Genomic DNA, 19,311 nt, shown 5'->3' with positions numbered 1-19,311 from the left:
AACTCCGACGGCGCATGACAGCCGAGGCCCGACGCGGCCAGATTCTGGATGTGACCCACGCGATCGTGGACGCGGAGGGGTTTCACGCCGCCACCCCGAACCGGATAGCCGGCGAGGCCGGGATCAACCGATCGCTGATTTACCAGCAATTCGGTGACCCCGCTGGTTTGTTCGTCGCGCTGATCGATCGCGAGGCAGCGCGGGCGGGTGCCCAGTTCGCCGAGGTGATCTCTGAAACGACGGACTCCGGTGGGGGCGGCGGCCTGGTGAGCAGCTTCGACAGCGTGCTCAGAGCTGTCGACGCCCATCCCGCTACCTGGCGGCTGTTTCTGTTCCCCCCGCAGGGGGCGCCGCCGGAACTTCACGAGCGTCTCGCCCGAGCGCAAGCGGTGGTTCGCGGTTATCTGGTCGGCGAGCTACTGCGCGTCTACCCGGACCTGCCGGACCCCGAATACACCGCGCGCATGGTGCAAGCCGCCGCCCGCGAGCTTCTGCAGTTGCGTCTCAGCGATCCGGACGCCGCCACCTACGAACGGCTGCACGCCCTGGTCCGGTCGTTTGCCGTACGTGCCGATTCGCCGTCGCGGTGAGACTACGGACGGCGTCAGTAGCCGCCGGAGTGCTCGAAGATCTTGCGCGGGTTATCCACCAGCATGGTGCGCAGCTGCTCGTCGGTGACGCCGCGTTGCCGCAGCGCCGGGATCACATCGTTGTGGATGTGCAGGTAGTGCCAGTTGGGGGCGGCCACCGAACTCAGTTCGTTGGGCAGCGCATCGAAATAGCAGTTGGCGTCATGCGAGAGCACCATCTTGTCGGCATGGCCCCGTTCGCACAGCGCTGCCACGGTGTTGACCCGGTCCTCGAACGGCAGGATCAGGTCGATGCCGAACCGGTCCATGCCCAGATACGAACCGGCTGCGATCAGTTCTTCCAGGTAGCCCAGATCGGTTGAGTCCCCGGAGTGACCTATCACCACCCGGGACAGGTCGACACCCTCGTCCTCAAAGATGCGCTGCTGCTCGAGGCCGCGTCGCAGGCCGGCGTGGGTGTGGGTCGAGATCGGCGCCCCGGTACGGCGGTGGGCCTGGGCGACCGCGCGCAGCACTCGCTCGACTCCGGGGGTGACGCCGGGTTCATCGGTGGCGCACTTGAGGATTGCGGCCTTGACCCCGGTGTCGGCGATGCCCGACTCGATGTCGCGGACGAACATGTCGGCCATGATCTCCGGGCCGTCGAGCATGGTGCCGGGCCCCCGGTAGTGGAAGAAGAACGGTACGTCGTTGTAGGTGTAGACGCCGGTGGCCACCACGATGTTCAAGTCAGTGCCGGCGGCGACCCGCGCGATGCGGGGGATGTAGCGACCCAGGCCGATCACGGTCAGGTCGACGATGGTGTCGACTCCGGCGGCCTTCAACGCGCCCAGCCGGGTGATCGCGTCGGTGACCCGGGCGTCCTCGTCGCCCCAGGCGTCCGGGTAGTTCTGGGCGATTTCGGTGGTCATGATGAACACGTGCTCGTGCATCAAGGTGACGCCGAGATCGGCGGTGTCGATCGGTCCGCGCACGGTGTGGCATTGCGACATGGCCTGATCGTATGGAGCCCGCGGGGGCCATCGGTGGTCTTCGCCGAGAATGTTTTACGGGTCGGCCAGTAAGTTGTCCCGGATCTGGGTGTAGGAGTGGGCGAACAGCTCCACCTGGCGTGGGCTGAGCAGATCGAACAGGTTGGTGCGCACCGCGTTCACGTGGCCGGGCGCCGCCTGCCGCAGCTTGTCGTGCCCCGACTCGGTCAGCTCGGCGTACAGCCCCCGCTTGTCCTCGTCGCATTTGACCTGTCGCACCCAACCGGCCTCGGTCAGCCGCTTGACCGCGCGGGTGACCCCGCTACGGGTCGTCACGGTGATGTCGGCCAACTCGTTCATCCGCATGCGGTGCTCTGGGGCCTCCGAGAGCAGCGCGAGGGCCTCGAAGTCGGACAGCGTGATGCCGGAGTCGGTGGCCAGTTGCCGGTCCAGGGCCCGTAGCAGCAATCGGGTGCTGTCGAGGTAGGCGCGCCACATCCGGTGCTCTTCCACGCTCAGCCACTCGGTACCCATGCCTCACAATATAGTTTCGGTCGATATAACTGTCCACGCCGGACACCTCGCTTTACCTGGAATCAAGGCCGGGAATGGCCCAATAGATAGTTGCGTTGTCAACGATCATGTACAGTAACCAGCAACCAGGGAGGAGGGCCGCCGTGTCCGGCATGCAATTCGGCATCTTCACCGTCGGCGACGTCACCACCGACCCGACCACGGGCCGCACGCCGACCGAGGCGGAGCGCATCAAGGCGACGGTGACGATCGCCAAGAAGGCCGAGGAAGTAGGCCTGGATGTCTTCGCCACCGGGGAGCACCACAACCCACCGTTCGTGCCGTCGTCGCCGACGACCCTGCTGGGTTACATCGCAGCGCAGACCGAACGGATCCAGCTGACCACCGCGACCACCTTGATCACCACCAACGACCCGGTAAAGATCGCCGAGGACTACAGCGTGTTGCAGCACCTGGCCGACGGCCGGGTGGACCTGATGCTGGGCCGCGGCAATACCGGCCCGGTCTACCCGTGGTTCGGCAAGGACATCCGGGCCGCCCTGCCGCTCACCGTGGAGAACTACCGGCTGCTGCGCCGGCTGTGGCGCGAGGAGGTCGTCGATTTCAGCGGCGAGTACCGCGCCCCGTTGCACGGGTTCAGCCTGGCACCGCGACCGCTCGACGGGGTACCCCCGTTCGTCTGGCACGGCTCGATCCGCAGCCCCGAGATCGCCGAACTGGCGGCGTATTACGGCGACGGGTTCTTCGCCAACCACATCTTCTGGCCGCCGTCGCACACCAAGGCGATGGTGCAGTTGTACCGGCAGCGGTTCGAGCATTACGGCCACGGCAGTGCCGATCAGGCGATCGTCGGTCTGGGCGGCCAGGTGTTCATGCGACCGAACAGTCAGGACGCCGTCGATGAGTTCCGGCCCTACTTCGACAACGCGCCGGTCTACGGCCACGGCCCCAGCCTGGAGGAGTTCAGCGCCCAGACCCCGCTGACGGTCGGCTCACCGCAACAGGTGATCGACAAGACCCTGGGGTTCCGGGATTACGTCGGCGACTATCAACGCCAACTGTTCCTGATCGACCACGCGGGCCTGCCGCTCAAGACGGTGCTGCAGCAGCTCGATCTGCTCGGTGAGCACGTCGTCCCGGTGCTGCGCAAGGAGTTCGCGATCGGCCGGCCCACCCATGTTCCCGGCGCTCCGACGCACCAGTCGCTGGTCGAGGCCGCGGCCGCGCCCGAGATCGGCAGCGCGTCATGAAGCTGGCGGTGATCAGCGGGGGACTGCGCGAGCCGTCGTCGACCCGGCTGTTGGCCGACCGGCTCGTCGAGACGGCGCGCACGGACTATCCGAACGGATCTCCAAGGCGGCCAAGGACTTCACTCGGCTGCTGGAACTGCGCGCTCCCGGCGAACCGGTCAGCGCCGACATCGATGAGATGACACGCTTGCTTGCAGGCGCCGAATGAGAAGGAGAGAACGAGAATGACGAAGTTGGCGGTTATCTACTACTCGGCCACCGGTCACGGCACCGCGATGGCCCAGCGGGTGGCCCGGGCCGGCGAGGCCGCCGGCGCGGAGGTGCGGCTGCGGCACGTCGCGGAGACACGCGAGCCGGCCACCTTCGCGCAGAACCCGGCCTGGAGCGCCAACTACGAGGCGACCAAGGACCTGCCGGCAGCGACCGGCGACGACATCGTCTGGGCGGACGCCGTCATCTTCGGCTCGCCCACCCGATTCGGATCCCCCGCAGCGCAATTCCGTACCTTCATCGACGGCCTGGGCGGGCTGTGGGCCAAGGGGGAGCTGGCCGACAAGGTCTACGCCGGCTTCACCTCGAGCCAGACCACGCACGGTGGGCAGGAGTCCACGCTGCTGAACCTGTACGTCACGCTGATGCATTTCGGCGGCATCCTGGTGCCGCCGGGCTACACCGACCCGGTCAAGTTCGCCGACGGCAACCCCTACGGGGTCGGCCACATCACCGGCCCGGAGAACAAGAACGAGCTGAACGAGGCGACCCTGGCCGCGCTCGATCACCTGGCCACCCGGGTAGTGGGCGTCGCCGCGAAGATCGCCGGGGCATGACCCCGGCGCCAGGCCCGGCGCACAACTGACCCTTGAAGAGTGACGCACCTCACATTACGATGACCAGTGGTCATTCCAGTGAGGTGGTCCGATGCCGACGGTGACGTGGGGACGGGTCGACCCGGCGCGCCGGGCCGCCGTGCTGGAGGCCGCTGAGGCGGAGTTCAGCGCGCGCGGCTTCTCACACGGCAGCCTCAACGTCATCGCTCGGCGCGCCGAGGTCGCCAAGGGCAGCTTGTTCCAGTACTTCGCCGACAAGGCAGACCTGTACGCGTTCGTCGCCGACACCGCCGGCCAGCGAGTGCGCTCCTACATGGAGCGACGGATCGTCGACCTCGACCCCAGCCGGCCGTTCTTCGAATTCCTCACCGACATGCTCGACGTCTGGGTCGCCTACTTCGCCGACCACCCGCGGGAGCGGGCGCTGCACGCCGCGGCCAGCATGGAGATCGACACCGACGCCCGGATCAGCGTGCGGACCGTCGTCCACCGTCACTATCTGGAGGTGCTGCGCCCGCTGGTCGACGACGCGCAGGCTCGAGGGGACCTGCGTGCCGACGCCGACACCGGTGCGCTGCTGTCGCTGCTGCTGCTGATCGTCCCGCACCTGGCGCTGGCCCCTTACCTCCGCGGCATCGACCCCGTCCTCGGACTCGACGAGCACACTCCGGAACAACCGGCCCTGGCGATCCGCCGGCTGGTCGCCGTGCTGGCCGCGGCATTCGGCGGCGAGAGAACTCGCCATCGCCACCAATCCGAGGAGGCAGTTCCATGACCCGCACCCACTACGACTCATTGGCCGCCGGCGGGCTGAACTGGGACAGCCTGCCGCTCAAGCTGTTCGCCGGCGGGAACGCGAAATTCTGGAATCCCGCCGACATCGACTTCTCCCGCGACCGGGACGACTGGGAATCGCTCACCGACCGGGAACGCGATTACGCCGTCCGGCTGTGTGCGCAGTTCATCGCCGGCGAGGAGTCGGTCACCCAGGACATCCAGCCGTTCATGGCGGCGATGCGCGCCGAAGGCCGACTCGGCGACGAGATGTACCTGACCCAGTTCGCGTACGAGGAGGCCAAGCACACCCAGGTGTTCCGAATGTGGCTGGACGCGGTGGGGATAACCGACGACCTGCACGGCTACCTCGACGCGCTCCCGTCCTACCGGCGGATATTCAACGAGGAGTTGCCGGAATCGTTGGCCGGCCTGTCGGTCGATCCGTCTCCGGCGAGCCAGGTACGTGCGGCGGTGACCTACAACCACTTCGTCGAGGGCACGCTGGCGCTGACCGGTTACTACGCCTGGCACAAGATCTGCGTGCAGCGCGGCGTACTTCCGGGCATGCAGGCCCTCATCGGGCACATCGCCAACGACGAGCGACGGCACATGGCGTGGGGCACCTTCACGTGCCGGCGGCACGTCGCCGCCGACGACGCCAACTGGGAGGTGTTCGAAACACGGATGAACGAACTCCTGCCGCTGTTGGTGAGCTACAACGCGGAGGGCAGTGAGATCTACGGTGAGGACGTCCCGTTCGGACTGTCCTCCGACGAACTGCTGCAGTACTCGATGGACAAGGGGATGCGCCGGTTCGGCACCATCAGCAGCGCCCGCGGCCGCCCGGTCGGCGAGATCGACCTGGACTATTCGCCGGTACAGCTGGAGGACACCTTCGCCGACGAAGACCGCAAGATGCTGGCGGTCTCCGCCTGAGACGGCCGGCCCGGGTCAGGCCACCCACACCGTTTTGAGGTTGCAGAACTCCCGAATGCCGTGGCCGGACAGTTCCCGGCCGTACCCCGACCGCTTGATGCCGCCGAACGGCAACTCCGGGTAGGACACCGTCATGCCGTTGATGAAGACCTGGCCGGCCTCGATCTCGTCGGCGAACCGGCTGATCTCGGCGTCGTCGCGGGTCCAGGCGTTCGATCCCAGCCCGAAGGTGGTGGCATTGGCGATCTCGATCGCCTCGTCGATGTCGGCGACGCGGTACACCGAGGCCACCGGGCCGAACACCTCCTCGGTGAACAGGGCCATGTCACGGGTGATGTCGGTGATCACGGTCGGCGGGTAGAACCAGCCCGGGCGGTCGAGCCGCTTCCCGCCGCACTGGATCACCGCGCCGGCCGCCGCCGCGGTGTCCACCTGCTGTTCCACCTCGTCGCGGCCCTGTTCGGTGGCCAGCGGTCCGACGTCGGTGTCCGGGTCGGTCGGATCGCCGACCCGCAGCGCCGACATCTGGGCGGTGAACTCGGTGACGAAGTCGTCGTAGACGTCGGTGTGGACGATGAATCGCTTTGCCGCGATACAGGATTGGCCGTTGTTCTGTACCCGGGCCTTGACCGCGGTCGTCACCGCGGCGTCCACGTCGGCAGACGGCATCACGATGAACGGGTCGCTGCCGCCCAGCTCCAGCACCGTGTGTTTCACCTCGTCGCCGGCGATGGCCGCAACCGACCGTCCGGCCGGTTCGCTGCCGGTCAGCGTCGCCGCCGCCACCCGCGGGTCGCGCAGCACCCGCTCCACGGCGCCCGATCCGATCAGCAGGGTCTGGAAACAGCCGTCGGGAAAACCGGCGCGCGACAACAGTTCTTCCAGGTACAGCGCGGTCTGCGGCACATTGGAGGCGTGCTTGAGCAGACCGACGTTGCCGGCCATCAGGGCCGGCGCGGCGAACCGCACCGCTTGCCAGAGCGGGAAGTTCCACGGCATCACGGCCAGCACCACCCCGAGCGGCTGGTAGCGCGCGAACGCCTTGGACGCGTTGACCGCCGAGGCGTCAGGGGCGGGCTCATCGGCCAGCAGGGCTTCGCTGTGGTCGGCGTAGAACCGGAAGCCCTTGACGCATTTGAGTGCTTCGGCCTTGGCCGAGGTCAACGTCTTGCCCATCTCCAGCGTCATCATCGCGGCGACGTCGTCGGCTTCAGCCTCCAGCAGGTCGGCGGCCGCATGCGTCCAGCGGGCGCGCTGGGCGAAATCGGTGCGACGGTAGTCGGCGAAGCGGGCCGCCGCGCGGGCGATCGCGGCTTCGATCTGCGTTTCAGTGGCCGCGGTGAACGTCTTGACCGTCTCGCCGGTTGCCGGGTTGGTGGTGGCAATTGCGGGCACGCGAGTCTCCTTCGGGGCGCTGCGTCGTGGGGTGTGTAGGTCCAGCCTGCCACCATCGAACCGCGTAGGCTCGCGACGAGCCAGCGTCAGTACATCGATACGGGAGTCCTGGATGCGTTTCAACCCTCCGCCCAACTGGCCGCCTGCGCCGCCCGGCTGGGCGCCGGACGCGAACTGGGCGCCGGATCCGTCGTGGCCGCCTCCGCCGCCCGGCTGGCCGTTGTGGGTGGACGACTTCGGTCAGGGCGCAGCTCCGGGTGGCGCCCCGGTGCCGTATCCGCCCTACGGTGCGCCGTGGCCGATGCCGGCGCCCGAGCAGGGCTCGCGCAAGCGGCTGTGGCTCTCGCTGGCCGCGGCCGCGACGGCGGTCGTGGTCGGCCTAGGGCTGATGGTGGGCTTGGGTGGGCGCTTCACCGCGGCGGAGAAACCGTCCCGGAAGCCGGACATCACCGAGCTGACCTCGGACATGCTCGTCGAGCGCGCCTCCTTCCCGGACCCCTCCGGCGGCAAGTGGATCAGCGGCGTCAACAGCGCCGGCGACAGCCCCTCGGAGATGCCGAATCTGACCGTTGACCCCCCGGAATGCGCTGACTTCTACTCGAGTCCCAGTTCCGCCACCCAGACGGCGACGGCCACGTTGGCCAAGCTGCAACCCGGTGGCCTGCACTCGATGAGGGTTCGGCTGGCCCTGACGCCGGACCGTCCGGACCTCAAGGCGTTCGTGGACAAATGCCAGTCGTTCAAGCAGACCTTCGAGTCCGGTGGGCGCAGCGTCACCACTGATATCCAGCTCAGCCCGTTGGAGGCCGAGGGGGTGCCGTCGTGGGCGGTCGCGACGGTGATCACCAGTTCCAGCAAGGCGGCCATCCGGCTGCCGATCGCGATCACCGCCTCCACGATCTCCGGCTACTACCGCGGCGTGCTCGTCGTTGCCAGCAGCAATGACATCGGGCTCCGAACCGGCGATGACGAGTCGGAGGATGCCACCCACGCCGATGAGCTGGTGCAACTTTTCAACACCCAGATCGAGAAGCTCGAGGCTGCGCCGTAGCCGGCCCGGCGACCGTCGGCGCTTCCCGTGAGTGGGAATCCGGCGACAGGTTTGTCGGCGGGTCGGTCGTCACATTCCCGCACGGCGCGGGGGCTCGCCGGGATCGCGACCACCGCTGCTGACCACCGCGGCGGTCGCAGCCAGCACGGCGACCGAGACCAGGGCAGCCAGCTGCACGCCCGCGGAATGTCCGGCGTAGCCGTCCACCGATCGCCACGGGTGCCGGCACAACACCGCACCGGCCAGGATCAGCCCGCCGGAGCTCAAACCGAGCCGGGTCGCGTCGAACGCGCGCTGCCGATGGCGCAGCGCGAACATCGCGATCAGCGCCGCTCCGAACACGACGGCGCCGGCGGCACCGGCGATCAGCGTGCCGACCGTGAGCACGGCGATCCCCAGCTGTCCGCGGCTGGGCTGCCAGGGCCGCGCCGGCGGGCCGGGGCTGCGGATCCGCCGTGCCGGCCACCAGGCCAGCAGGGCCAGCAGCGGCAGTAGGGCCAGCCCGCCGGCCATCCCCAGGCGGTACATCCGGTTGGGGCCGAACCTCAACGTGATCGTGCCGTCCGTACCGGCGGGCACCACCCAGCCCTGCTGCCAACCGTTGACCGCGACCGGGACCAGTCGGCTGCCGTCGGGTGTGCGTGCCACCCAGCCGCGGTTGATGCTCTCCGGAACGACCAACACCCGGGTCGCCGACGCGTCGGAGACCGTCACCTCGCGCCGGGCGGGGCTCCAGGTGCCGACGACGGCGGGTGTCGTCGCGGTACCGCCCCCATCGCGGGTTGCCAGCGGCCCGGACAGCGTGGCGCTGTCGACGACGAACGCCGAACCCGGGCTGATCAGCAGTTCCTGTGCCCCGGGGGGCAGCGCGATCGGTCGCTGATCGCAGGGCTGGGCGCGTACCGGCTCGTCATCGAGCAAGGCGCCCACGGTGGTAGTGATCGAGGTGTGCACGAACCGGCCGGCGATCGCGACGATCGGGCCGTGGCCGCAGTCGACGGTGACCCGGCGCGCCCGGTTGCGGGCGGGGTCTGCGGGGGCGATCGGGCGGCCGTCGGCGCCGAGCACGCTGACCTCGGCCAGCCCGGGTGGTTTGAGCTGGTCGAAGCCGATCGCGGTGCGGTCGATCACGTCCTGCCACTCCAGCAGACTGATCGAGACGGTGTCGGTCACCCGCGGCTGCAGCCCTACCCGATGTTCGTCGGAGTCCGCCAGTTCCCGGACCTGCGGGCCCGAGCCGAGGTCGATGGCCACCAGCGTGGGCCGCGCCGGCAACGGGGACCTACTGGCGGCGAACCGCAATCCGGCCACCTCGACCGGGCGCGGCAACGTGATGGTCAGCGTCGGCGGGGAGCGGTGGGCGACCACCCGCTGCGACGCGGTCCAGGCGGTGCCCGGATCACCGTCCGCGGCGGCGTATGCCGACCCGAGCACGTCGAGCACGTCGGCGTCACCGCGGGCCCTTGCCGCGCCCGGCTCGGCGATCAGGTCGACCAGGTGGGGGCCCTGACGTGGCCGCACCCATACCGTCGGGGTCACCGAGATGGGCTGCGGCACGTTCAGGGTTCGGCTGAAGGTGGCGGGTTCCTCGGGCTCCAGCATCATCGATGCCGCGCAGCGGACGGCGCCGGAGGCCGCGGCACAGCCGGCCCGGCCGGGCAGGCCCGCCCCGAGATCCCATTGCGACACTCGCGCACCCGCCGGTGGGGCCGGCACGAGCGCGGTGTGGCGCAGGTCGACGGGATGCGCGTAACCCGAGGCGTCGTACTGGGTGACCGACAGGTCGGTGATACCGAACTGCACGCCGGGGGAACCGTCTTCGGTTCCCGACGCGGTGATCCGCACCCACGGCGTCTCGCCGTAGGGCAGCGCGGCGGTCAGCGGCTCGCCGGCGTGGTCGAACCGCAGTGTGGTGGTGCCGTTGACCGTGGAGATCTGGATCCGCCGTACCTGCGCGCCGACGGCCGTCGCGCTGGGTGTCACGGTGATGGTGCCGTTGGTCAATGGGTGGTCGAAGTCGATTTGCAGCCATTGGCCGACCGCCGACTGCAGCGCGTTGGAAACCCAGGCGGTGCCCGAGTCGCCGTCGATGGCGGCGGCCGGGGAGGTCGACGGTGCCACGTCGGGCAGCGCGGTGGCGTCCGAGGACGAACTGGACGCGGTGATCCGGCCGCCGATCCAGCCGCCGAACACCGTGGCGGCCCCGGGCGTCGGATAGTCCGGCACCCGGCTGTGGGTGTGGCGGGCGTCGCCGGCGGCCCGCAGCGTCGATGAGTGGTCGTCGACGCGGCCGTAGTCGGTCTCGCGGGCCAGCGGCGTGTCGGTGACGGTGATCCCACCGTTTCGCGGGGCACCGAGCCCGGCGCGGCGCGCGTCGGCCGTCATCAGTACCGGACCCTGCACCGGCTCGCCGCGCATCCGGCGATGCTCGTCGAGCCGCAGCAGCACCTCCGGGCCGCCCGCGATGCGTGGCATCGCATCGAGGTCGGCCAGATACGGTGCGCCCGGGTTCGCTCCGGCTGCCGGCTCGCCGACCCGGTAGATCTCGATCGCCGGATAGGCCGGGCGCAATCCGCTGTCGGAGACGAATCCGGGCACCGTGCCCGACCCGACCGGGTTGCCGAACTGGGCCACCCGCTGCAGCCCCGGCGAGCCGTCGACGGCGCGGTGAACCAGCAGCGGCCGGGCCGACCGCGAGGTGTCGGGGTCGAGGTCGTTGCGCACCACCAGATAGGAAATGCCTTGGCGGGCAAGGGTGTCGGCCAGCCCGGCCGAGGGGCGGCCGGCGGCGAAGAGCCGCTGCACCGAGTCCAGCGCCCGGATGGTCTGCGGCGGGGTCAGCGGAATGGAGTCGCGCACTCCCCAGGGACCCCCCGCTGTCTCACTGAGCACCTGCAGCGGCTCGTCGTGACTGGTGCCCCAGGTCTGAGTGGCGAACGGAGCCCCCGGTACCACCAACACCCGGCCCGGCGTCGGGCCGCCGGTGTTGTGTTCGCCGAGCCAGGCGGCGGCGTCGCGCCAATGCTGCGGCAGATCCTGAAATGTCCCCGGCGGAGTGAGCCGGCCGGTCCAGGCCAGCGACGTGCTGACCATCAGCGCGGTCAGCACCACCACGCCGACCGCCGCCGTCTTGTGGTGTTCGGGGTGAACGTAGGCACGCCGCCACACCGCTGCCGGTGCGCTGCCCGGCAGCGGTATACGGCCCAGCAGATAGGTGACTCCGAGCACCAGCGGGAGCCGGATCACCGACTCGAGTTTGTGCACGTTGCGCAGCGGGGCGCCGTCGGCATCGAGGAAGGTCTGCACGGCGTGTGCCAGCGGCGAACCCAGCCCGCCCGCGTAGCCCACCGCCAGCAGCGTCACCCCGATCAGCAGCATGGTGACCAGCCGCCCGGCGCCGGGTAGTCGCCGGCGCAGCATGCCGGTCAGCCCGGCCAGCCCGGCGGCAGCGACCAGGCAGGTGCCCAGGATCAGCACCGGGCGGGTGACCAGCGGTGCGCCGGCCGTGGCGTTCGGCGCGACGAAGGGCGTCCAGCTGTGGGTGCCGCGCAGTATCTCGGTCAGCGACGTCCACCGGGTGGTCACCCCGGCGGATTCGATGAAGTCCAGGAACGGCGGACTGACCCGGCCCAGCAACAGCAGGGCGACCAGCCACCAGGTCACCGCCAGCGCCAGCGCCAGCAGCCACCAGCCGGTGAAGGACCACCAGCGTCGGTTCGGGCGGTGACACAGCCACCAGATGATCGCCGGCAGGCAACCGGCCAGTGTCGCGACGGCGTTGACCGCGCCCATCAGTGCCACCGCCACGCCGGCTTGGCCGGCCAGCGCTCGCACCGGGCGTCCCGGCGTCTCGCTACCCGGCGCGCCCAACGCGCGTATCACCGGCAGCAGTACCCACGGGGCCAGCATCATCGGCAGCGTTTCCGATGAGATCGAGCCCATGGTGGTCAACACCCGCGGCGACAGCGCGAATGCGGCTGCGCCGATCAGCCGTGCCGTGGGGGTGCCGAGCCGCAACGTCTCGGCCACCCGCAGCAGACCCCAGAAACCCACCGTGAGCAGCAGCGCCCACCAGAGTCGCTGAATGATCCAGCCGGGCAGCCCCACGAAGTCACCGAGCAGGAAGAAGGCGCCGTGCGGGAAGAGGTAGCCGTAGGCCTGGTTCTGCACCTGACCGAACGGCAGTTCGCTGCTCCACAGGTTGACCGCGCGGGTCAGGAACCGCAGCGGATCGGCGGTCAGGTCCAGTTTGGTGTCCGGGGAGATTCGGCCGGGCGCCTGGATGAAACTGCAGGCCAACGCGACTGCGCCGACCAGCCACAGCCAGCGCCGCGACAACATTGTCACACCCTGCAACTCCGTCTGCGGACGGCCGGAAGTCGACGGCGTCCGCAGGTCAGCCGCGGTTGCCGTATTCCACCCTGTTCAGCACCGAGGACTGTGGGTCGCCCCCGGCGATCTGCGGCTTGGTGTCCTGTTGCACCATCAAGGTCACGCCGAAGACGGCCGCCGCGCCGAGCAGCACCCCGACGACAATGCTGATGGCCGCCGGTACCACGAACCGAGGCATGGTCTGGCTCCTTCCGCAGTCCCGCGACGTGATCTCGGGGCACCAACAACACCGCCCCCGGTGACCCCCGCCCGCCAACGTAGCACGCGCCGCATAAACACATGCGGTTCAGCGATCCTCGGCGAAGAAGAGGTGACGCTGGGGCCGCCGCATGAGCCCCGATGTTCCGGCCGTGACAGCATGGTGCGATGCCTGCATCGCCGACTCGACACCTGCCCGGTCTGCTGTTGGCGGCCGCGTTGCTGCCGGCGCTGACGACCGCCTGCTCCCACCGCACCGAGACACCCGCGCCGTCGACACCGGCGGAGTCGACGGACACCTCGACGGCCGCCGCGCCGGTTGACCCGGCCTGCAAGCAGTTGGCGGCTCTGCCGATCCGCGACAAGCTCGCGCAGCTGGTGATGGTCGGCGTCCGTGACGCGGCCGACGCGCGCGCGGTGGTCACCGACCATCATGTCGGCGGCATCTTCATCGGCAGCTGGACCGAGCTGTCGATGCTGACCGACGGTTCGCTGACCGAGATCAAGGAAGACCAGGCCGCCGCCGGTCCGCTGCCGCTGGCGGTCAGTGTCGACGAAGAGGGCGGCCGGGTGGCGCGGCTGTCCTCGCTGATCGGGTCCTCGCCGTCGGCCAAGGAGCTGGCGGCTACCCACAGCGCCGCGCAGGTGCGCGAGCTGGCGGCCGAGCGCGGCCGCAAGATGGCCGACCTGGGCATCACCATCGACTTCGCGCCCGTGGTCGACGTGGTCGCCGCCGGCACCGACGACGACACCGTGATCGGCGACCGCTCGTTCGGCTCGGACCCGGCCAAGGTGACCGAGTACGCCGGGGCGTACGCGCAGGGACTGCGTGACGCCGGGCTGCTGCCGGTGCTCAAACACTTCCCCGGCCACGGCCACGGCTCCGGTGACTCGCACACCGCCGGGGCGGTGGCCACGCCACCGCTGGCGCAGCTACAGGACAACGACCTGGTGCCCTATCGCACGCTGGTCACCCAGGCGCCGGTGGCGGTGATGATGGGACACCTGGAGGTGCCCGGCCTGACCGAGGACCCGGCCAGCCTGAGTCCGGCCGCGGTCAGCCTGTTGCGCGCCGGCACCGACTATCACGGCCCGGCGTTCTCCGGGCTGGTATTCACCGACGATCTGTCGTCGATGGCCGCCATCACCGAACACTACGGCGTCGCCGATGCGGTGTTGCGAAGCCTGCAGGCCGGCGTGGACATCGCGCTGTGGGTCACCACCGACGAGGTGCCGGCGGTGTTGGACCGGCTGGAGCAGGCGGTGGCGGCGGGCGAGTTGAAGCGTGAGGCGATCGATGCCTCGTTGGCGCGGTTGGCGGCGGTCAAGAAACCGGGAACGCACTGCCACGGCTGATACCGCCACCGCCGGACGCGAAGTTACTCTTCGGTAAGATCGTGCGGCAGAAGGTACGCGGAAGGAACCCCGAGGCGATGGCAGCTGGCAGTAAGCGGTTACCGCGGGCTGTGCGCGAACAGCAGATGCTCGACGCCGCGGTGCAGATGTTCTCGATCAACGGCTATCACGAGACCTCGATGGACTCGATCGCGGCGGCGGCCCAGATCTCCAAGCCGATGCTCTACCTGTACTACGGCTCCAAGGAGGAACTCTTCGGGGCGTGTCTGGACCGTGAGCTGGCGCGCTTCGTCGAGACGGTGCGCACCAGCATCGACTTCCAGCAGAGCCCGAAAGACCTGTTGCGGAACACGATCCGGTCGTTCCTGCACTACATCGACACCAACAGGGCGTCTTGGATCGTGATGTATTCGCAGGCCACCAGTTCGCAGGCGTTCGCCCACACCGTGCGGGAGGGGCGCGAGCGGATCGTCGAGCTGGTCGGCCGGCTGTTGCGGGCCGGCACCCGCAACCCCGAGCCCGGCGTCGACTTCGACATGATGGCGGTCGCACTGGTCGGCGCCGGCGAGGCGATCGCCAGCCGGGTCAGCACGGGCGACACCGACGTCGACGAGGCGGGCGAGCTGATGATCGACCTGTTCTGGCGCGGCCTCAAGGAGGCGCCCGGCGGCCGTGACGGCGCCGAGAGCGCCGCCGCGGGATAGCCCGGCCCGTCAGGCCGCGAAGAGCTCCTGGAACTCGGCGGTGATCTCCGAAACCGCCTGCTTGATCACGATGAATTCGAATCCGAGGGCGATGCTGCCAACCCGAACAGGCCGGCGATCGGCATGCCGAGCGCGTTGAGGATGTCTCCGGAACCGAGTTCTTGTGCGAACAGATTGGCGGCGTAGGCCGGAGCCGTGGTGAGCAAGGCGTTGACGAGATCCGCAGTCGGAAGCTGGTCTGCGGTCGGCTGTCGGTCGGCGGCAACGCCAGCAGATCACGCATCACCATGGTCGAATGGTGGCTGGAGCAACATATCTACGGACTCGTGGTTACCTCCGCCGAAGCGCTGGCCGCGCCCACACCGGGTTTCTCTGCGCGGGCCTACATGGACACGGTGATGGTGGTGGTCCGCGGGTTGGTGATGTCGATCCCGGTGTGGGGTATCGATGTCGTGAGCGCACGCTGGCAGGTCAGCAAGGCCAACCTGCTGCGGGCGGCCGGCCTCGCTGCCGAGATCGGCTGATCCGGCAAAGTGCCGGCTACAGTGCCCGCACCGCGCCGGTCAGATACGGATAGCCCTTGGCGATGTTGCGCAGCGACAGATCCCAGCCGCCCTCGACCCGGTCGACGTAGAGCCCCGGGCCGGCCGGCAGCAGCATCGGCTTGCCGAACCGCACCGTGTAGTCCACCGCGTCCGGCAGCGTCCCTTCGATATTCGCCAGAACCGCTGCCGCGGAGAACATTCCGTGGGCGATCACCGTCGGGAAGCCGAACAGCTTGGCGCCGATCGAGCTGGTGTGGATCGGATTGTGGTCACCGCCGGCGGAGGCGTAGCGGCGGATCTGACCGGGCGTGACCCGCAGCACCACGTTCGGCGGTCCCAGCTTGGGTTGTTTGGCCGGCGGCGGCTTGGGCTCATCGGACAGGCTGGTGCGCTGTTGATGCAGGAAGGTGGTCACCTGATGCCAGGCCAGGTCGTTGCCGACGTGGAGGTCGGTGACGATATCAACGAGCAGGCCCTTGCGATGTTCGCGCAGGTTCTCCGCGTGCACCTCGACGTCGACGGTGTCGGTGACCGCAATCGGCCGGTACTGGGTAATCCGGTTCTCGGTGTGCACCGAGCCCATTGCGGCGAACGGGAAATCGAACCCCGTCACCAGCGACATCACCGTGGGGAAGGTCAGCGCGAACGGGTAGGTGACCGGGACGTGGTTGCCGTAGCGCAACCCGGTGACGGCGGCGTACTCGGCGACGTGGCCGGCGTCGATGGCCAGGTCGTCGACCCGCAACGTCCGGTCCGGCAGGGCGCCGGACCGCGGAATGAACGGCAGCGCTCCGGCGACCGCGCGCAACATGTTCTTGGCGCCACTGGGTTGCGTCACGTCAGGCCCCCAGCATGGCTTGGCCGCAGACCCGGATGGTGTTGCCGGTCACCGCGTTTGACGCCGGGCTGGCGAAGTAGCCGATCAGCTCGGCGACATCGACGGGCTGGCCGCCCTGGAACAGCGAGTTCAGCCGGCGGCCCACCTCCCGGGTGGCCAACGGGATCGCCGCGGTCATCTCGGTCTCGATGAACCCCGGCGCGACGGCGTTGATCGTGATGCCCTTGTCCGCCAGCACCGGCGCCAGCGCATCGGTGAGCCCGATCATGCCGGCCTTGGTGGCCGCGTAGTTGGTCTGGCCGCGGTTGCCGGCGATGCCGGCCATCGATGACAGCCCGATCACTCTGCCGCCCTTACCGATACTGCCGCGCGACACCAGGCCTTCGGTAAGACGTTGCGGTGCAAGTAGGTTGACCGCCAGCACCGCGTTCCAGCGGGCGTCGTCCATGTTGGCCAGCAGCTTGTCGCGGGTGATACCGGCGTTGTTGACCAAGATGTCGGCGTTGCCGTCGTAGTGCTCTTTGAGGTGTGCGGCGATCTGGTCGACCGCGTCGTCGGCTGTGACGTCCAGTGCCAGCGCGGTGCCGTCCACCCGGGCGGCCGTTGCGTTGAGGGCCTCGGCCGCGCCTGGCACGTCGATCGCCACCACCTTGGCGCCGTCGCGGGCGAACACCTCGGCGATGGTGGCGCCGATGCCACGCGCGGCGCCGGTGATGATCGCCACCTTCCCCTCCAGCGGGCGGTCCCAATCGGCTGGCGCGGTGGCGTCATCGGCGCCGACGTAGAACACCTGCCCGTCGACGTAGGCCGAGCGGCCCGACAGGATGAATCGCATCGTCGATTCCAGGCCGGTGGCGCCCGGCTTGGCTTCCGGCGACAGGTACACCAGCTGCACGGTGGCGCCGCGTTGCAGCTCCTTGCCGAGCGAGCGGGTGAAGCCTTCCAGCGCCCGCTGGGCGATCCGCTCGTCGACGCTGCCGGTCGCCTCCGGCGTGGTGCCCACCACGACGAGCCGGCCGCAGCGGCCCACGTTGCGCAGCAGCGGCGTAAAGAAGTCGTGCAGCTCGGTCAGCCCCGCCGGTGAGTTGATGCCGGTGGCGTCGAGGACCAGCCCGCCGAACGAGTCGGCCCAGCGGCCACCGAGGTTGTCGCCGACCACCTCGTAGTCGCCGGCCAGCGCGGTGCGCAACGGTTCGACGACCCGGCCGGACCCGCCGATCAGCAGCGGCCCGGCCAGCGGTGGCTCGCCAACCCGGTAGCGGCGCAGCGTCTCGGCCTGGGGAACACCCAGTTGTTTGGACAGGAATGATCCCGGGGCGGAGTTCAGGATCTGGGACAACAGGTCGGTCGGGAGTTTGGGGGCCAGTTTAGGGGCCATCGTGCTGCCTTCCATGTGGGGACGTGCCTGGTGCAGGCCACGGTGTCGACAACGAACTTACTCCAGAGTAAGAATACTGGGTAGTATCACCCCGATCGTCCCGCCGGTGCGGGGCGCCCGACCACCAGACGGAGAGATCGTGGCACCTGGATCTGCTGCTAAGCCCACCCCCGCCGAGCCCGGCGCGCGTCGCCGCGTCGCCGTCCTCGGTGGTAACCGCATCCCGTTCGCACGCTCCGACGGCGCCTACGCCAGCGCGTCCAACCAGGATATGTTCACCGCGGCACTGGGCGGCCTGGTCGACCGGTTCGGCTTGGCCGGCGAGAAGTTGGATGCCGTGATCGGCGGCGCGGTGCTCAAGCACAGCCGGGACTTCAACCTGATCCGGGAATCCGTGCTCGGCTCGGCGCTGTCGCCCTACACGCCGGCCTTTGACCTGCAGCAGGCGTGCGGCACCGGATTGCAGGCGGCCATCTGCGCTGCCGACGGTATCGCCGCCGGCCGTTACGAGGTGGCAGCCGCGGGCGGGGTGGACACCACCTCGGATGCGCCGCTGGAGGTAGGCAACGAACTGCGCCGCACGCTGCTGGCGCTGCGCCGGTCCAAGTCGAACCTGGCGCGTCTGAAGCTGGTCGGCAAGCTGCCGGCCACCCTGGGTGTGGAGATCCCGGCCAACAAAGAAGCCCGCACCGGGCTTTCCATGGGTGAACACCAGGCGGTCACCACCAAGCAGATGGGGATCAAGCGGGTCGACCAGGATGAGCTGGCCGCGGCCAGCCACCGCAACATGGCCGCCGCCTACGACCGCGGCTTCTTCGACGACCTGGTCACCCCGTTTCAGGGCCTCTACCGCGACAACAACCTGCGGCCCGAGTCGAGCCCGGAGAAGTTGGCGACCCTCAAGCCGGTGTTCGGCGCGAAAGCCGGCGACGCCACCATGACCGCGGGCAATTCCACACCGCTGACCGACGGCGCGTCGGTGGCGCTGCTGGCCAGCGAGCAGTGGGCGGCCGCGCACAAGCTGACCCCGCTGGCGTACTTCGTCGACTCCGAGACGGCCGCCGTGGATTACGTCACCGGCCCGGACGGGCTGCTGATGGCGCCGACCTACGCGGTGCCGCGGCTGTTGGCCCGCAACGGACTGACGTTGCAGGACTTCGATTTCTACGAGATCCACGAGGCGTTCGCCTCGACGGTGCTGTGCCACTTGGCGGCGTGGGAGTCCGAGGATTACTGCAAGCAACGGCTGGGACTGGACGCCGCGCTGGGCGCGATCGATCGGTCCAAGCTCAACGTCAACGGCTCGTCGCTGGCAGCCGGGCACCCGTTCGCGGCCACCGGTGGGCGGATCGTGGCGCAGGCGGCCAAACAGATCGCCGAGGCCAAGGCGGCGAAGAAAGGCGCCTCGAAGAACAAGCCGGTACGGGCGCTGATCTCGATCTGCGCCGCGGGCGGTCAGGGCGTGGCCGCCATCTTGGAGGGCTAGCGCCCGCGGCGGCGACCAGACCGCCGACCACCAGGTTTGTGCCCGGGTGCCCGCGGGTAGTCAGCAGCACGGTTCGCTCCGCG

The 19,311-nt window shown here is 69.2% G+C and carries 18 protein-coding genes; 10 read left to right on the top strand and 8 right to left on the bottom strand.

Annotated features, from left to right (window positions below; genetic code table 11):
* Positions 1-14: 14 nt before the first annotated feature.
* Positions 15-590, top strand: a complete 576-nt coding sequence (locus tag BST10_RS04775) for a TetR/AcrR family transcriptional regulator (RefSeq protein WP_083036659.1) — start codon at positions 15-17, stop codon at positions 588-590.
* Positions 591-604: 14 nt separating this feature from the next.
* Here BST10_RS04775 and BST10_RS04770 read toward each other — a convergent pair whose 3' ends face one another.
* Together BST10_RS04770 and BST10_RS04765 are read right to left on the bottom strand one after the other, a co-directional pair.
* Entirely contained in the window at positions 605-1,582 is a 978-nt protein-coding gene (locus tag BST10_RS04770; protein WP_083036658.1) for a phosphotriesterase family protein, read from the bottom strand.
* A 54-nt stretch (positions 1,583-1,636) separates the two neighbouring features.
* Positions 1,637-2,095, bottom strand: a complete 459-nt coding sequence (locus BST10_RS04765; RefSeq protein ID WP_083036657.1) for a MarR family winged helix-turn-helix transcriptional regulator — start codon at positions 2,093-2,095, stop codon at positions 1,637-1,639.
* Between the two features lie 152 nt (positions 2,096-2,247).
* Between BST10_RS04765 and BST10_RS04760 the strand changes: the two genes are divergently transcribed.
* From BST10_RS04760 to BST10_RS04745, 4 genes are all read left to right on the top strand, one after another.
* Positions 2,248-3,345, top strand: coding sequence for an LLM class flavin-dependent oxidoreductase (locus BST10_RS04760; protein WP_083036656.1), 1,098 nt, complete (start codon positions 2,248-2,250; stop codon positions 3,343-3,345).
* Between the two features lie 224 nt (positions 3,346-3,569).
* A complete protein-coding gene (gene wrbA / locus BST10_RS04755; RefSeq protein WP_083036655.1) occupies positions 3,570-4,172 on the top strand; it encodes an NAD(P)H:quinone oxidoreductase in 603 nt (200 codons plus the stop codon).
* A 91-nt stretch (positions 4,173-4,263) separates the two neighbouring features.
* Positions 4,264-4,947 carry a TetR/AcrR family transcriptional regulator gene (locus BST10_RS04750; protein WP_013827158.1) on the top strand — a complete coding sequence of 228 codons (684 nt, stop codon included), beginning with the start codon at positions 4,264-4,266 and terminating at the stop codon, positions 4,945-4,947.
* Positions 4,944-5,885: a R2-like ligand-binding oxidase gene (locus BST10_RS04745; protein ID WP_083036653.1), complete on the top strand. Its 942-nt coding sequence runs from the start codon at positions 4,944-4,946 to the stop codon at positions 5,883-5,885. The genes BST10_RS04750 and BST10_RS04745 overlap by 4 nt, the downstream gene beginning before the upstream one ends.
* A gap of 15 nt (positions 5,886-5,900) precedes the next feature.
* On the opposite strand, the gene BST10_RS04740 is transcribed toward BST10_RS04745, so the two are convergent.
* Positions 5,901-7,280 carry an NADP-dependent succinic semialdehyde dehydrogenase gene (locus tag BST10_RS04740; RefSeq protein ID WP_083036651.1) on the bottom strand — a complete coding sequence of 460 codons (1,380 nt, stop codon included), beginning with the start codon at positions 7,278-7,280 and terminating at the stop codon, positions 5,901-5,903.
* 112 nt (positions 7,281-7,392) lie between these two features.
* On the opposite strand from BST10_RS04740, the gene BST10_RS04735 reads away from it, so the two are divergent.
* Positions 7,393-8,331, top strand: coding sequence for a hypothetical protein (locus tag BST10_RS04735; protein ID WP_235673674.1), 939 nt, complete (start codon positions 7,393-7,395; stop codon positions 8,329-8,331).
* A 69-nt stretch (positions 8,332-8,400) separates the two neighbouring features.
* On the opposite strand, the gene BST10_RS04730 is transcribed toward BST10_RS04735, so the two are convergent.
* Together BST10_RS04730 and BST10_RS04725 are read right to left on the bottom strand one after the other, a co-directional pair.
* A complete protein-coding gene (locus tag BST10_RS04730; RefSeq protein ID WP_083036649.1) occupies positions 8,401-12,672 on the bottom strand; it encodes an alpha-(1->3)-arabinofuranosyltransferase domain-containing protein in 4,272 nt (1,423 codons plus the stop codon).
* A 55-nt stretch (positions 12,673-12,727) separates the two neighbouring features.
* Positions 12,728-12,901: a DUF2613 domain-containing protein gene (locus BST10_RS04725; protein ID WP_013827163.1), complete on the bottom strand. Its 174-nt coding sequence runs from the start codon at positions 12,899-12,901 to the stop codon at positions 12,728-12,730.
* A 188-nt stretch (positions 12,902-13,089) separates the two neighbouring features.
* Between BST10_RS04725 and BST10_RS04720 the strand changes: the two genes are divergently transcribed.
* Together BST10_RS04720 and BST10_RS04715 are read left to right on the top strand one after the other, a co-directional pair.
* Positions 13,090-14,277, top strand: a complete 1,188-nt coding sequence (locus BST10_RS04720; RefSeq protein ID WP_109559395.1) for a glycoside hydrolase family 3 N-terminal domain-containing protein — start codon at positions 13,090-13,092, stop codon at positions 14,275-14,277.
* A 77-nt stretch (positions 14,278-14,354) separates the two neighbouring features.
* The gene (locus BST10_RS04715; protein WP_041316745.1) at positions 14,355-14,981 is read left to right on the top strand and encodes a TetR/AcrR family transcriptional regulator; all 627 of its coding nucleotides are present in this window, start codon (positions 14,355-14,357) and stop codon (positions 14,979-14,981) included.
* Between the two features lie 65 nt (positions 14,982-15,046).
* Here BST10_RS04715 and BST10_RS23200 read toward each other — a convergent pair whose 3' ends face one another.
* A complete protein-coding gene (locus tag BST10_RS23200; RefSeq protein WP_013827166.1) occupies positions 15,047-15,187 on the bottom strand; it encodes a hypothetical protein in 141 nt (46 codons plus the stop codon).
* A gap of 120 nt (positions 15,188-15,307) precedes the next feature.
* On the opposite strand from BST10_RS23200, the gene BST10_RS04710 reads away from it, so the two are divergent.
* Positions 15,308-15,505: a hypothetical protein gene (locus BST10_RS04710; protein ID WP_133054404.1), complete on the top strand. Its 198-nt coding sequence runs from the start codon at positions 15,308-15,310 to the stop codon at positions 15,503-15,505.
* Between the two features lie 16 nt (positions 15,506-15,521).
* On the opposite strand, the gene BST10_RS04705 is transcribed toward BST10_RS04710, so the two are convergent.
* Positions 15,522-16,364, bottom strand: a complete 843-nt coding sequence (locus tag BST10_RS04705) for a MaoC/PaaZ C-terminal domain-containing protein (RefSeq protein WP_013827168.1) — start codon at positions 16,362-16,364, stop codon at positions 15,522-15,524.
* A gap of 1 nt (position 16,365) precedes the next feature.
* Positions 16,366-17,730: a 3-oxoacyl-ACP reductase gene (locus BST10_RS04700; protein WP_083036762.1), complete on the bottom strand. Its 1,365-nt coding sequence runs from the start codon at positions 17,728-17,730 to the stop codon at positions 16,366-16,368.
* A gap of 151 nt (positions 17,731-17,881) precedes the next feature.
* Here BST10_RS04700 and BST10_RS04695 point away from each other — a divergent pair, with 151 nt between their 5' ends.
* Positions 17,882-19,228: an acetyl-CoA C-acetyltransferase gene (locus BST10_RS04695; protein WP_013827170.1), complete on the top strand. Its 1,347-nt coding sequence runs from the start codon at positions 17,882-17,884 to the stop codon at positions 19,226-19,228.
* Positions 19,229-19,311 lie beyond the last annotated feature (83 nt).

The sequence above is a fragment of the Mycolicibacter algericus DSM 45454 genome (assembly GCF_002086455.1).
Lineage (GTDB): Bacteria > Actinomycetota > Actinomycetes > Mycobacteriales > Mycobacteriaceae > Mycobacterium > Mycobacterium algericum.
Note: the sequence above shows the minus strand (reverse complement) of the source record. Positions and strands in the feature narration are given on the sequence as shown.

Coding starts and splice junctions, on each gene's coding strand:
- BST10_RS04775 (WP_083036659.1), top strand. CDS start 15: ATGACAGCCGAGGCCCGACGCGGCCAGATTCTGGATGTGACCCACGCG.
- BST10_RS04770 (WP_083036658.1), bottom strand. CDS start 1,582: ATGTCGCAATGCCACACCGTGCGCGGACCGATCGACACCGCCGATCTC.
- BST10_RS04765 (WP_083036657.1), bottom strand. CDS start 2,095: ATGGGTACCGAGTGGCTGAGCGTGGAAGAGCACCGGATGTGGCGCGCC.
- BST10_RS04760 (WP_083036656.1), top strand. CDS start 2,248: ATGCAATTCGGCATCTTCACCGTCGGCGACGTCACCACCGACCCGACC.
- wrbA (WP_083036655.1), top strand. CDS start 3,570: ATGACGAAGTTGGCGGTTATCTACTACTCGGCCACCGGTCACGGCACC.
- BST10_RS04750 (WP_013827158.1), top strand. CDS start 4,264: ATGCCGACGGTGACGTGGGGACGGGTCGACCCGGCGCGCCGGGCCGCC.
- BST10_RS04745 (WP_083036653.1), top strand. CDS start 4,944: ATGACCCGCACCCACTACGACTCATTGGCCGCCGGCGGGCTGAACTGG.
- BST10_RS04735 (WP_235673674.1), top strand. CDS start 7,393: ATGCGTTTCAACCCTCCGCCCAACTGGCCGCCTGCGCCGCCCGGCTGG.
- BST10_RS04730 (WP_083036649.1), bottom strand. CDS start 12,672: ATGTTGTCGCGGCGCTGGCTGTGGCTGGTCGGCGCAGTCGCGTTGGCC.
- BST10_RS04725 (WP_013827163.1), bottom strand. CDS start 12,901: ATGCCTCGGTTCGTGGTACCGGCGGCCATCAGCATTGTCGTCGGGGTG.
- BST10_RS04720 (WP_109559395.1), top strand. CDS start 13,090: ATGCCTGCATCGCCGACTCGACACCTGCCCGGTCTGCTGTTGGCGGCC.
- BST10_RS04715 (WP_041316745.1), top strand. CDS start 14,355: ATGGCAGCTGGCAGTAAGCGGTTACCGCGGGCTGTGCGCGAACAGCAG.